Origin of the sequence: Rhizobium sp. Root1204 (genome assembly GCF_001424965.1) — a bacterium.
In the GTDB taxonomy this organism is placed as follows: Bacteria; Pseudomonadota; Alphaproteobacteria; order Rhizobiales; family Rhizobiaceae; genus Pararhizobium.
Window position 1 is genome coordinate 33,418 of record NZ_LMCZ01000043.1, and the last position, 12,279, is coordinate 45,696.

Genomic DNA, 12,279 nt, shown 5'->3' on the forward strand with positions numbered 1-12,279 from the left:
GTTCAGCTCGATTTCCCTTGGGCCGTTGCGATCTGCCGGGCGACGGCTTCGGAATCGTTGGCGAGGGTGCGCATTTCCGAGGCGAGAACGGCAAAGCCGGCACCGGCTGTACCGGCACGGGCGGCTTCGATACCGGCATTGACGGCAAGCAGTTTCAGGTAGCGCAGGGAATGCAGGATTTCGGCCGTCCGCGAGGCGGTCGCGCGCATGTCGGCGGTCTGTTCGTCGATGCGCTGGTAGAGGGATTCGATGTTGACGATGCTGCCTTCGAGATAGAGCAATTCGCCGTTTGTGTCCCAGACGCCGCCGCCGGTTTCCGTAACCCAGATGAGGTGACCGCTGTTGTGGCGGATGCGGTATTCGAGCGTCCAGTCGGTACGGTTTTCCAGCGCTTTGCCGACCACGGCATCCATGGCCGGAACATCGTCTTCGCACATGATCGACGTGAAGGTACGCACGCGATTGCCGACGATTTCGTCCGCCTTGTAGCCGAAGATACGCTGGATGCCGTCGGTCATATCCAGCATCGTATAGTGTTCGTCGGCCCGGCATCGGTACAGAAACCCGTTCATGCGGCCGAGAACACTGCTCAGAAAATCCATGGCTGATCCGGTGATGCTGGAGGAGGAAAGGGCAGGTGAACTTATTCTTGAAATTCCGGCAATCTGACATCGGAAAGCCGAAGGCCATCAATTGGCCTCCGGCTCCATTATCGGGGAAACGCGGTCAGTTCTTGAGATAGACTTCCAGCGTGTCGTCCATGGCTTCCAGCCAGGGCGTATGGTGCTTCGGTGCCATGGTGCCGGTCATCAGCGATTTGTAGGCGTTGTCGCGGAAGCCCATGATGTTTTCGGCCTTGTGATGCTCCCATTCCATGAAGGTCTGGTTGGTGCCTTCGACATCGAACTTGGGATAATCGGTGTCTTCGAGAAGCTCGATGACGTAATCGCCCTGGAACCAGATCATCTGTTCGGCATCCTCGAGCGTTTCCTCGCGGGCGCGCCATTTGTCGAAATGCGCCTGCATCTCCGCCTTCGGCGGCAGCTTGATGCGGTTCATAATCACATCGCGGGCATACCAGGCCTGGGCGTCGAACATGTTGAAGGTGTAGAACTGGTCCTGCATGCCGATATACATCAGCTGCGGATTGTCCTCGTAGACGACGCCCTTGTAGAGGCTGTCCGACCACAGGCGGTTGGCGGTCTTCAGGCGCAGGTCGTCGGGCAGGAACGGGAAGTGGTGGAGATAACCGGTGCACAGGATCAGTGCATCGACCTCCTTGGTCGAGCCATCGGCAAAATGCGCCGTCTTGTTGACGAGCTTTTGCAACAGAGGCCGCTCTTCGAAACGCTCCGGCCACTTGAAGCCCATCGGCTTGGAGCGATAGCTGGTGGTCACCGATTTCGCGCCGTATTTCCAGCATTGCGAGCCGATATCCTCGGCCGAATAGGAGCGGCCGACGATCAGCACGTCCTTGTCCTTGAATTCCAAAGCATCGCGGAAATCATGGGCATGCAGGACGCGGCCGCCAAAGGTTTTCACACCTTCGAAATAGGGGACGTTCGGCGTGGAGAAATGGCCGGAGGCGACGACGACATAATCGAAGATCTCGTCATACATGACGTCGTTGACGCGGTCGTGTGCGGTGACGGTAAAGGTCTTGGATTCCTCATCGAAACGGACCATGCGCACCGGCGTGGAGAAGCGCACCCATTTGCGCACATCGGCCTTTTCGACACGGCCCTTGATATAGTCCCAGAGCACGGCGCGGGGCGGGTAGGAGCCGATCGGCTTGCCGAAATGCTCCTCGAACGAGTAGTCGGCGAATTCCAGGCATTCCTTCGGACCGTTCGACCAGAGATAGCGGTACATGCTGCCATGAACCGGCTCGCCATATTCATCAAGCCCGGTGCGCCAGGTGTAGTTCCAAAGGCCGCCCCAGTCGGCCTGTTTTTCGAAGCAGACGATTTCGGGGATTTCTGCGCCCTTCTGGGCGGCGGACTGGAAGGCTCTCAACTGGGCAAGGCCCGAAGGTCCTGCGCCGATCACGGCTACTCTGGTCATGTCTGTTTGTTCCCTTTTTATGTCGTTGTGTGCTTTGTGAAGAACCCCTCCCCAACCCTCCCCACAAGGGGGAGGGAGCAGATCGCGTGTGCCTCGCCCTCATTATCCTGTGACGATGGAGCGGCCGCATGCCGTGTTAACTCCCTCCCCCTTGTGGGGAGGGTTGGGGAGGGGCCTTAAATCTCAATCCGGATAAATCCCTGCACTGGTCGGCGCCCCATCGTCATATTTCGCCAGCCAGTCGATCATGATCGGGCGGTTGCGGGTCAGGCCCTTGTAGTCGACGATTTCCGGTGGCAGGCTTTTGAGCACACGCGGCAGGCGGCGGCCCCATTTGGGGACGGTCACCAGTTCGTCGAGGCTGATCAGGTAGCAGCGGATGACGAAGAGGATGGCGTTGGAGCGTGGCAGGCGCCAGAGGCTCTGCAATTCGACGCGCAGATGCATCTTTTCGCCGACGTTTTCCGGTGTCACCGTCGTGCGGTCTGGTCCCCATTTGTGGTAGTTTTCCGGGGAGGTATCGAGCCGCGGATTGACCGTCATCGTCCAATTGAGGCGGCGGGTCGGCTTTCCCTGTTGCAGGTTCAAGAGGAACTTCAGCGCCCGGTCGAACACGCCGATCTGGTGGGCGAGCGGCACCGGCCCATGCCATTCCATGAAGTTCATGCCGATGTCGAAATCAAGCGACCAGTCGGCCTGGGTGGTGACCATGCCGGCATCCATCCAGAGATTGTTGTCGCGCTGGTCGACGATGCAGAAATCGCCCTGGGCCTGCCGGGTGATATATTCCATCGGCGGATAGGGCAAGGTCGATGGATCGCCGAACGTAAAGGTGTCGTCGATACCCATCGGCCGGTTGATCCAGCGCCAGCGGTCACCGTTCTTCTCCAGCGTGAAGTGCTCGGGATAATCCTGTGCCTGATGCTCCATCAAAAGCTCCAGCACATCCCATTGCGCCGCCATCATATGCGGCAAGGCCTGGCAGCGCAGCGGATCTTCCTTCAAGACCATCGCCCGGTCCTGCATCTCGGCAACATAGTGCTCGTCGACGTCGATCAGGTTTTCAAAGACGCTGTCCGCCTTGCCGCGGATATGCGGCTCCATGTTGACCGAATACATGTATTCGTCGCGGTCGAAGGGGAAGGGGAAACGCCTGATATTGTAGAGGCTGTTACGGAAGGTGAAGTCGTCGCGGAACGTTTCGCTCCTGAACGTGATGGTCATCTGTCCGGTCCCCTTGAGCTAGAGTTGAAGAACGAGTTGCTGGCCCTTGAACCGCGAGACGCAGATCATGACCTTCTTGCCAGACGCCTTTTCCTCGTCCGACAGGTAGATGTCGTTGTGCTGCAGCTTGCCGTCGCAGGAGGAGACTTCAGTCTCACACTGGCCACAGGCGCCGCCACGGCACATGTAGGGAGCGTCGCAGCCATGCGCTTCGGCCGCTTCCAGGATGCTCTGGTGCTCGCCGACAGTCATGTGGATGTTGGATTTTTCCAGGAAGACCTGGAACGGCAGACCAGTCGGCGGCGCCAGGAAACGTTCCGAATGCAGGTTTTCCTTCGGCCATCCTGCTTTCAGCGCGGTCATCAGCACGCCGTCGATCATCCCAGCGGGGCCGCAGACATAGAGATGCGTTCCAAGCGGCTGATTGTCGGCGATTTCGGCGACCGGGATGAAGGACTTCTCCTCGTCGACATAGATCTTGATCCGGCGCGGGCCGTAGCGATCCAGCAATTGCTGCCAATAGGCGCCGTGCGAACGGGAGCGGATGGCGTAGTGCAGTTCAAACGCGATGTTGTCGCGGCTGAACTGTTCCATCATGGCGATGAACGGCGTGATGCCGATGCCGCCGGCAAAGAGAATGTGCTTGCGGCCGCGATGATCCGGCGCGAACAGATTGACCGGTTGGCTGACGGTCAATTGATCGCCGGGCCGGACCTGTTCGTGCATGAAGATCGAGCCGCCGCGCGAATTCGGCACGCGGAGAACGCTGATTTCATAGGCGCTGTTGTCGTCGGGATTCGACATCAGCGAATAGGGATTGCGGCGCAAAAGGCCGTTGTCGTTCATCGAGACGACGACATGGGCGCCGCCGGAGAAGAACGGCATTGGATGTCCGTCCAATCGCTCGAAGCGGAAACGCTTGACCAGATCGGTCACCTGCGTCACCGCAGCGACCCTGACCGGCATATCGGTGTTGAGGCTCATGGGAACATCTCCTCCGGCGCAGGCGCCGTCCCCGGTTCTTCCGCATCGATATTGACGCCCTGGAACGCGCCGAGACGCCGGGAGTAATGATCGCGCACCAGCAGCGGCAGGCCGCAATGGGTGCAGGCGAACGGGCTGGTCGTCACATTATCGGTGATGCCCTTGCAGTGGACACACTGGACGCGCCGTGCTGTCGAGCCGCGATGCTCGGTATGGATCGAGTTGAAATCGATGCCGAATTCCAGCGCTACCTGCATGATCTGGCCAATGAAGCCTTCGGTACCGGCGATGTAGAGCCGCGTTCCCATCTGCGCCTGCTCAAGACAGGCGCGCAGGCGAAACAACAGCGGCTGAAGTGTTGGGGCCTGCCAGAAGACATCGGGTGACAGAGCCGAGAGGACTACGTCGTACGCTTTCGGCGCAGCGCCTGCGGCGAGATAGAGAATTTCTGATTTGGCCAGAAAATCCGTGTCTTTCAGTTCCACCTGAGCGGTGAGGGCCGCTGCCCCTTCGCCCTCGAGGACGAAGAGGTGACGTTTGGCGTGGGGATCGATGTCGAGCCCCTTGTATTCCGGCCGGCTTTTGATCCCTTGTACGAGCATGGCGTCAGCCCTGCGCCGTCCGTTTCGTCTTTTTCGGATCGTCGAAGGTGATCGTATGCGCGATGGCCGGGGCGTTGACGGTCTTTCCCTTCACCTCGAGCTTCGTACCCTGGACGGCATAGGGAACATCGACGCGCATGATCGCCATCGAGCGGTTGGTGAGCTTGGAATAGGACGGGCAGGTGATGACGCCGACCTTCTTGTCGCCGGCCCAGACCTCGTCGCCGAGATCGGTCGGGCCATCGGCTTCGACCAGCAGGCCGAAGATCTTGAAGCGCTCCTTGCCCTTCAGGCGGGCATGTTCCTCGGCGCCGCGGAAGCCGGTCTTGCCGGGGCTGACAGTGAAGTCGAGGCCGAGTTCCCACAGGCTGTCGCCCGGCTGTTCGTTGGCGAAAGGATACATCTGCGAGTTGTCGTAGGGGTAGAACAGCAGGTAGCTTTCGACGCGCAGCATGTCGAGAACGCTGAAGCAGACGGGGATGATGCCCATCGCCTTGCCTTCATCGACGATCCGGTCCCAGACCATGCCGGCATCCTGGCCGCGCACGAAGATTTCATAGCCCCGCTCACCGGTATAACCGGTGCGCGAGATCATCACCGGCGCGCCAAACAGCGTCGTCTGCATATGGTGGAAGTATTTGAGATCGCGAATGCCGGGCACGTATTTTTCGAGATAGTCGACAGCGAGCGGACCTTGCAGGGAGAGGTCGTGCAGGTCGTCATCGAACAGCACGGCGCAATTGCGGCCCTGCGCCTGCTTGACGATTTCCTCAAAGCCCGAGCCCGAGCCATGCACCAGCATCCAGGAGTTCGGGCCAGTGCGGTAGACGATGCAGTCATCGGTGAAATGGCCACGATCGTTGAGCATGCAGGCATAGACCGACTTGCCGGGATAGACCTTCGTCATGTCGCGGGTGGTGATGTATTCCAGGATGGCAATCGCATGCGGGCCAACGAGATGGACCTTCTTCAGGCCGGAGACATCCATGATGCCGGCCTTGGTGCGCACGGCGATGTGTTCTTCATAAATATCCTTGTCATAGGTCCAGGCGGTTCCCATGCCGCTCCAGTCCTCGAGGTTGGATCCCAATGCACGATGTCGGTCGCCCAAGGCGGAGAAACGCCAGCTAAGTGCCATGATTTGTTCCCTTATTTATTTCACTCTGTGGAAATAATTATTCCTGAGTATATTCGCGTTTTTGGGAACGGCAAGCCCGCGATGTGGATTTATCGCCGGAAAGTGCGGTGTCGCGAACGGCGAAAATCATGCCGCATTCGCGCTTCAGTAGGCAGGGCTGTAGGCATTCAACGCCGGAAAACCGCACTTTTCAAGTGGCGCAATCCTGCCGGAGGGCAGAAACGAAAATGCCCGGACAAGCGGTCCGGGCATCATGGGGGCAGGGATAAGGTGAGAATCAGGCAAGCACGCCTTCTTCCTTCATGGCGGCGGTAAACGACGCCCAGGCTTTTTGCGGGCTGAGGATACCATCAAGCGCATCAAGGCAGTGCTGCAGGGCGCGCCGGTAGGCAAGGCCACGGCGTCCCCGCCAACGGCGAAGAAACTCGACGGCATCCCAGGCGGTGGCGATGATATTTTCCTGGCTCTGTTTGATGATCACTCTGACGGGGGTTGGAAAGCGTTTGTAACTCACGTCGTCCTCATGCTGCTTTTAGAAATTGCAGCACCCAAACGCTCCGGATTCGAGAAGGTTCCATGAGGCGATTTATTTTGGAATCTGCTTTCGAAATGATGTTCCGATGCAGCCGATCCTTACCGTGTGCTCAGGAACTGCTCTATCCAGTCCGAGCCGATATTCCAGCGCCGCAAGACATCAAGCGGATCTTCCGCATCCAGCCTCGAACAGATGCGGTAGACCTCCAGAACCTCGGCGCTCATTTCTCCCTGGTGATGCAGGAACGTTGCGGCGGCATAGCGGGTGCGGCCGGACCATTCGATGCCGGGCGGCGTTCGGATCAGCTCCCAATTCCGGCGTGTCTCGTCGTCCATCTTGTGGCCGTCAGAACAGGCCGGGCGGCGCGGCGGCGCGGCGGTCAAGCTTGATGAAGGGACGCGGTACGATGCGGGCGCGTTTCATCATTTTCTGGTATTGCAGCTCGCGCAACGCGTAGATCTCCACCCAAAGGTCTTCGGTGAGGCGCGTGCCATAGGGGCGCGTCAGGCTGGCAATAGCGATATTGCGCTTGGCAAGCGGCGACCAGATGGCAGCGCTGACGAGGCCGGCTTCATGCTTTTTCCGGTGATAGATGATGGCGCCGTCAGCCGGAATATTGCCTTCAATTTCAAGGCCGACGAGCACATGCTTCAGAGTTTGATTCCGCCTTGCTTCAAGTATTGCTTTACGGCCATTGAAGCTGGGTTTCTCAGTATCGACCAGCCATTCCAGCCCGATCTCGTCCGGCATGCGGGCGCGGTCGGCCCGCAGCGCTGTTTCGGCGGTCATGAAATCGGCATTGGCAACGATGAAGCCGGCTTCGATGCGGGCGCGATTGAGCGCCGCATAGCCGATGGCGCGGATGCCATGGAGTTGACCCGCCGTCCAGAGACGATCCCAGAGGCTGAGAGCCGCTTCGGCCGGGACGAAAAGTTCGTAACCGAGGTCACCGGTAAAGCCGGTGCGCGAAATGGTGACCGAGCCATCCTCATGCGGGAAATCGGCAAGCTGGAAAGGTTTTAGCCGTTCGATACAGTCGAAGCCCGCGTTGGACAGGACGGCGAAGGATGTCGGGCCCTGCAAGGCGAGCCCTGCGATCTGCATCGTTTCTTCTTCGATCCCGACATCGAAGCCGATGGCGCTGTCGAGGAGCCAGGGCAGGTGGCGTTCCTGGCAGCAAAGACGGAACGTATCGGCAGACAAGCGGAACAGCGTGCCGTCATCGAGAACGTGGCCGTGGTCGTCGCACCAGGCGGTATAGTGGACGCGGCCGGTGCTGAGCTTGGCGACATTGCGGACGGTCAGGCGGTTGAGGTAACGTTCCGCATCCGGTCCGGCGATGCGGTATTTGACCATTGGCGAAATATCGAACAGCGCTGCCGTCGAGCGTATGGCGAAATATTCGAGTTCCTCGTCGAAAACGGAATGTGGCGCCTTATAGCCTGCCCAGGTGTACCAGTCGCTGGTTTCGCTGATTGCGGCGATGCGCGGATGGAACGGTGTTTCGAAGCGCGGCGTGGCGATATGGCCTTGCAGGGCGCGGCGGGTGTTCATCTCCAGCATCATGGTCTCTCCGAAAGGATGTGGCGAGCGGCCAGAAGTCCCGGCAGGCCGGAAATCCCGCCGCCCGGATGCGATCCGGCGCTGGCCAGATAGAGGCCGGACAATGGAGTCGCATAACCGGCAGCCGCGTTGACGGGGCGGTTTATCAGCAGCTGGTCAGCCTGCAATTCGCCGTGATGCCAGTGGCCGCCGGGAAGATTGTACTGTGTTTCCATATCGGCTGGCGTCATGAGATTGCTGGCGACAACGCTTTTCGACAGGCCGGGTGCATAGCGCTCCAGCGTTTCGAGGATGATCGCTTCGAAAGCCGGTTTGCCGCTCTCCCAGCCACCCTTGAGATCATAAGGTGCGAACTCGGCCAAAGCCGACAGCGTCGCCCCACCGGAGGGTGCGAGATCGGGGTTGGCGAGACTTGGCAGCGTGATCTCCAACACCGGATCGGTTGAGAATTCGCCATATTTGGCCGGATTGAAGGCGTCTTCGACATGGGCGATGGAGCGGGCGATAACGAGGCGGCCGCGATGATCGGCGCTTGAGACACCGGTAAAAGTCGGTGGCCGTTCCAGCGCCAGATCGAGCTTGGCGACATTGCCTTTGGAGCGGACGTTGCTGATCGAGCGCACGAAGCCGGTGCCGAGTTCGGCGGTGTCGCAGAGGCTGAGGAATGTCGCCTGCGGGTGGATGGCCGAGACGATGGCGGAAGCATTCAGTTGTTCGCCGGTGGAGAGAATGACGCCGGTTGCCGCGCCTCGGTCGGCGACAATGCGTGTGACATGGACACCGGTGCGGATGGTGACGCCTGCCGCTGCCGCCGCGTTTTCGAAGGCGGGGGCAAGCGTGGCCATACCGCCTTGCGGCACGTGTTGTGCGCCCGTTGCCCCATCGGTTTCGCCGGTCAGGCGATAATAGAGGCCAAGCAGCGAGGTCGGTGAGCGCGGCCCGAGGTGAATGCCAAGGGTGGCATCGAAGGCAACCAGGCCTTTCAACCGGTCGTCGCTCAGATATTCGTCGGCAACATCGGCGACGTTCATCAACAGCATGCGCAGGAAGTCGCGGCCTTCCTCGCGCCCCTTGGTGATGAGGCTGAAGCCCGCGCCGGCAAAGGTGCTGAGATCGCTCATTCCCACCTTGCCGATTTCCGGCGGACGGCGCTTGAGGAAACGCTTGAGAATTCCGGCCTGAAACACCAGCTTCTTGCGCATCGCCGCAAAGGCTTTCATTTCGACCTGGCTGATGCCGTCGATGGTTTCGCCATAACCGCCGCGCAGCACGGCGTGTTTGCCGTCTGGCGAGAGCGCCACGGTCGGCAATGTTTCTGCTCTCCGGCCCTTGCTGTCGAGCTTGAGCAGCTTGGCGACATCCGGGTCGAGCCGGTTGACGATGTGGGCCAGGCCGGCGGAGCAGTAGCCCGGGTGGAATTCGAAGCCGCGCATCGCGCCGCCAGTGCTTTCGGCAGCCTCGAGCACAATGACCTTGCGGCCGTTCTGGGCGAGCAGGGTTGCGGCCGTCAGGCCGTTATGGCCGCCACCGATGACGATAGCGTCGAAGTTTGGGGCCTCGAAGGATGCCGGGCTGGTGGAGGCGGATGTCCGGGCTGGATCAGATGACGTCATGGGCCGGGCTCATTTCAGCGGGTTTCAGTTTCAGGTCACGCAGGATTTCAGCGGCGGCATTGCGGCCGGGTGCACCCATGACGCCGCCACCGGGATGGGTGGAGGAGCCGCAGAGATAGAGCCCGGGCACTGGCGAGCGGTATTGCGCGTAGCCAGGCACGGGGCGATTGAACAGCAGCTGGTCGAAGGTGAGTTCGCCCTGGAAGATATTGCCTTCCGTCAGGCCGACTTCCGTCTCGATTTCGTGGGGTGTGCGCACTTCCATGTGCAGGATGCGGTCGCGGAAGCCCGGGGAATAATCGGCGATCTGGCTGACGACCGTATCGGCAAAGGCATCGCGATCGGCGTCCGTCCAGTCGCGGCCTTCGATCTGCGGCGGACAATATTGCACGAAACAGCTCATGAAATGTTTGCCAGGCGGCGCCATGGTCGGATCAAGTGTTGTGGGGATCACCATGTCGACGAAGGGATCGGCGGAATAGCGTCCGGCTTTCCAGTCGTCGTAGGCGCGTTCCATCCGCTCCATCGAATCGGTGAAATGCAGGTCGCCGCGGATGCAGGACGAATTCTTCGGCAGGGCCGGAAATTCCGGCAGGCTGTCGAGCGCGATGTTGAGCTTGCCCGACGAGCCGCGCATCTTGAAATGCTTGACGCGGTGGACGAAGGTTTCGGGCAGGGCGTCTTCTTCGACCAGCTTCAAGAAGGTGCGCTTGACGTCGGCATTGGAGACCACGAGGTTGCCGCGCACTTCCTCGCCATCGGCAAGCACGACGCCGGTGGCGCGGCCGCTGCGGGTCATGACCCTTGCCACATCGGCGCCGGTGCGGATCGTGCCGCCGGATGCCTGGAAGGAGGAGGCGAGCGCTTGCGTCACCGCACCCATGCCGCCGCGGGCATAGCCCCAGGCGCCGACGGAGCCATCGACTTCGCCCATGTAATGATGCAGCAGCACATAGGCCGTGCCGGGCGACATCGCCCCAAGCGCGGTGCCGATGATGCCGGACAGGGCGAGATAGGCCTTGATCACATCGGTTTCGAAATACTCGTCGAGAAAATCGGAGATCGACATCGTCCAGAACCGCAAGGTCTGTGCCATGTCATGGGCCGAAAACTCGCCGAATTTCTTGCCGAGATAAAGCAGTTCGGAAATGTCCCGCGGCTTGAAGGAAAACGGATCGGGGGCTGTGCGCATCAACAGTGGCTGGATGAAGCGGCACTGGCGGGTGACGTCGCGGGCGTAGCGGTCATAGGCCTCCGCATCGCGCTTGGAATATCGGGCGAATTCGCGGCGATGGCTGTCATGATCGCGATAGGAGGCGATGTAATCGCCATCGCGGGTGAAGACGGCGCCGCCCTCATAGGCGATGACCTGCAGGCCATGTTTCGGCAATTCGAGATCGCGCATGATCTCCGGGCGGAACAGCGAGCAGACGTAGGAACAGTTCGAATAGAGGAAACCCGGCGTCAGTTCGCGGCTGGTGGCGGCGCCGCCGACCCAATCGTTCTTTTCAAGCACCAGCACATCGAGGCCGGCGCGCTGCAGATAGCAGGCTGCAACCAGGCCGTTATGGCCGCCTCCGATCATCACCACGTCGCATTTCTTCATAATGCCGTCTCCTTCGCAATGAAAAATCTGGCATGAAAAGCAGAATGTTGTCCAGATATATTGAATGAATATTCAGCAAGTATGTTGCAATCCTCTGATAATGCGATAGGATTTCGTGCCAGAGGTCGGGTAGCGGGAAGTGGGTATGCAGAAGGTTCTTGACATGGGGCGGCATTGTCCCGCTCATCGGTCCGATGAAAAACCGGGTGGGAGCATGTCATGACCGTTGCTCTCAGTCTGAAGGGCGAAAAGGTAACAGTCAGAATGAAGGTAGTGTCTGCGGCGGTGCAAGCTGGAGAGGGCGACAAGCGGGGCCGCAAGGCATCCAAGGAAACACGGCGCCAGCAGCTGGTCGAGGCGACCATCGATTCGCTTGCAAAGCGCGGCTATTCCGAGACGACACTTGCCGATGTTGCCGATGGCGCGGGCCTGTCGCGCGGCATCGTCAATTTTCATTTCGAAAGCAAGGAAAAGCTGCTGATCGCCACGCTGCAGTTCATGGCCGACGAATATGCGGCACATTGGGGTGCGGCGCTCGACAAGGCCGGTGAGGGGGCATCATCGCAGCTCTGGGCGCTGGTGGCGGCCGATTTCGACCGCAAGATCTGCACCAAGCGTAAGCTTGCCGCCTGGTGCGCCTTCTGGGGCGAGGCGAAATCGCGCCCGACCTATCAGGCGCTCTGCGGCGCTCGCGACACCAAGTATCAGGAACTGTTCATCGCGCTCTGCGCGAAACTGAAGGCTGAAGCTTCCTACACCTATGACGCCGAGACCATCGCGCTGGCTCTGAGTGCCATGATGGAGGGCCTGTGGTTCCGGCTGATGATGGGCGACGGGCTGACGCGCGAAAAGGCCCATGCCGCCGCGATCGAATATCTTGTCTCGGTGTTTCCGGGCCATATGACCCATGAGGGTCCGAAATAGGGAACAGCTGAAAACGGCGAAGGAGA

General features: G+C 60.1%; 12 protein-coding genes. 1 reads left to right on the forward strand and 11 read right to left on the reverse strand.

All coding sequences use genetic code 11. The features are described 5' to 3' along the window. Positions 1 to 2 precede the first annotated feature (2 nt). The 11 genes from ASC96_RS29580 to ASC96_RS29630 all read right to left on the reverse strand — a co-directional run bounded on the left by ASC96_RS29580 (position 3) and on the right by ASC96_RS29630 (position 11,329). Entirely contained in the window at positions 3 to 602 is a 600-nt protein-coding gene (locus ASC96_RS29580; protein ID WP_060506642.1) for a PAS domain-containing protein, read from the reverse strand. Positions 603 to 726: 124 nt separating this feature from the next. Continuing rightward, positions 727 to 2,064 (reverse strand): NAD(P)/FAD-dependent oxidoreductase, encoded by a 1,338-nt coding sequence (locus tag ASC96_RS29585; protein WP_060506643.1) that lies wholly within the window; start codon positions 2,062 to 2,064, stop codon positions 727 to 729. A 183-nt stretch (positions 2,065 to 2,247) separates the two neighbouring features. Further along, entirely contained in the window at positions 2,248 to 3,288 is a 1,041-nt protein-coding gene (locus ASC96_RS29590; RefSeq protein ID WP_060506644.1) for a DUF3445 domain-containing protein, read from the reverse strand. A gap of 18 nt (positions 3,289 to 3,306) precedes the next feature. Beyond that, a complete protein-coding gene (locus tag ASC96_RS29595) occupies positions 3,307 to 4,272 on the reverse strand; it encodes a PDR/VanB family oxidoreductase (RefSeq protein ID WP_060506645.1) in 966 nt (321 codons plus the stop codon). Beyond that, entirely contained in the window at positions 4,269 to 4,874 is a 606-nt protein-coding gene (locus ASC96_RS29600; protein ID WP_060506646.1) for a dimethylamine monooxygenase subunit DmmA family protein, read from the reverse strand. The genes ASC96_RS29595 and ASC96_RS29600 overlap by 4 nt, the downstream gene beginning before the upstream one ends. Before the next feature lie 4 nt (positions 4,875 to 4,878). Further along, positions 4,879 to 6,012 carry an aminomethyltransferase family protein gene (locus ASC96_RS29605; protein WP_060506647.1) on the reverse strand — a complete coding sequence of 378 codons (1,134 nt, stop codon included), beginning with the start codon at positions 6,010 to 6,012 and terminating at the stop codon, positions 4,879 to 4,881. A gap of 277 nt (positions 6,013 to 6,289) precedes the next feature. After that, on the reverse strand, positions 6,290 to 6,526 hold the full coding sequence (locus tag ASC96_RS29610) for a DUF982 domain-containing protein (protein WP_060506648.1): 237 nt from the start codon (positions 6,524 to 6,526) through the stop codon (positions 6,290 to 6,292). A gap of 119 nt (positions 6,527 to 6,645) precedes the next feature. Next, positions 6,646 to 6,882, reverse strand: a complete 237-nt coding sequence (locus tag ASC96_RS29615) for a hypothetical protein (RefSeq protein WP_060506789.1) — start codon at positions 6,880 to 6,882, stop codon at positions 6,646 to 6,648. Between the two features lie 10 nt (positions 6,883 to 6,892). Beyond that, positions 6,893 to 8,110 (reverse strand): aminomethyltransferase family protein, encoded by a 1,218-nt coding sequence (locus ASC96_RS29620; RefSeq protein ID WP_244482386.1) that lies wholly within the window; start codon positions 8,108 to 8,110, stop codon positions 6,893 to 6,895. After that, entirely contained in the window at positions 8,110 to 9,723 is a 1,614-nt protein-coding gene (locus tag ASC96_RS29625; protein WP_082512315.1) for an NAD(P)/FAD-dependent oxidoreductase, read from the reverse strand. Before ASC96_RS29625 ends, ASC96_RS29620 begins: the two co-directional genes overlap by 1 nt. Next, on the reverse strand, positions 9,710 to 11,329 hold the full coding sequence (locus tag ASC96_RS29630) for an NAD(P)/FAD-dependent oxidoreductase (protein WP_060506650.1): 1,620 nt from the start codon (positions 11,327 to 11,329) through the stop codon (positions 9,710 to 9,712). The genes ASC96_RS29625 and ASC96_RS29630 overlap by 14 nt, the downstream gene beginning before the upstream one ends. A 264-nt stretch (positions 11,330 to 11,593) precedes the next feature. Here ASC96_RS29630 and ASC96_RS29635 point away from each other — a divergent pair, with 264 nt between their 5' ends. Beyond that, a complete protein-coding gene (locus ASC96_RS29635; RefSeq protein WP_060506790.1) occupies positions 11,594 to 12,253 on the forward strand; it encodes a TetR family transcriptional regulator C-terminal domain-containing protein in 660 nt (219 codons plus the stop codon). Positions 12,254 to 12,279: the final 26 nt, after the last annotated feature.

Bases quoted from the DNA above. Each gene is read 5' to 3' on its own strand.
- ASC96_RS29625 (WP_082512315.1), bottom strand. From the start codon at position 9,723: ATGACGTCATCTGATCCAGCCCGGACATCCGCCTCCACCAGCCCGGCA.
- ASC96_RS29595 (WP_060506645.1), bottom strand. From the start codon at position 4,272: ATGAGCCTCAACACCGATATGCCGGTCAGGGTCGCTGCGGTGACGCAG.
- ASC96_RS29580 (WP_060506642.1), bottom strand. From the start codon at position 602: ATGGATTTTCTGAGCAGTGTTCTCGGCCGCATGAACGGGTTTCTGTAC.
- ASC96_RS29605 (WP_060506647.1), bottom strand. From the start codon at position 6,012: ATGGCACTTAGCTGGCGTTTCTCCGCCTTGGGCGACCGACATCGTGCA.
- ASC96_RS29590 (WP_060506644.1), bottom strand. From the start codon at position 3,288: ATGACCATCACGTTCAGGAGCGAAACGTTCCGCGACGACTTCACCTTC.
- ASC96_RS29630 (WP_060506650.1), bottom strand. From the start codon at position 11,329: ATGAAGAAATGCGACGTGGTGATGATCGGAGGCGGCCATAACGGCCTG.
- ASC96_RS29635 (WP_060506790.1), top strand. From the start codon at position 11,594: ATGAAGGTAGTGTCTGCGGCGGTGCAAGCTGGAGAGGGCGACAAGCGG.
- ASC96_RS29615 (WP_060506789.1), bottom strand. From the start codon at position 6,882: ATGGACGACGAGACACGCCGGAATTGGGAGCTGATCCGAACGCCGCCC.
- ASC96_RS29620 (WP_244482386.1), bottom strand. From the start codon at position 8,110: ATGCTGGAGATGAACACCCGCCGCGCCCTGCAAGGCCATATCGCCACG.
- ASC96_RS29600 (WP_060506646.1), bottom strand. From the start codon at position 4,874: ATGCTCGTACAAGGGATCAAAAGCCGGCCGGAATACAAGGGGCTCGAC.
- ASC96_RS29585 (WP_060506643.1), bottom strand. From the start codon at position 2,064: ATGACCAGAGTAGCCGTGATCGGCGCAGGACCTTCGGGCCTTGCCCAG.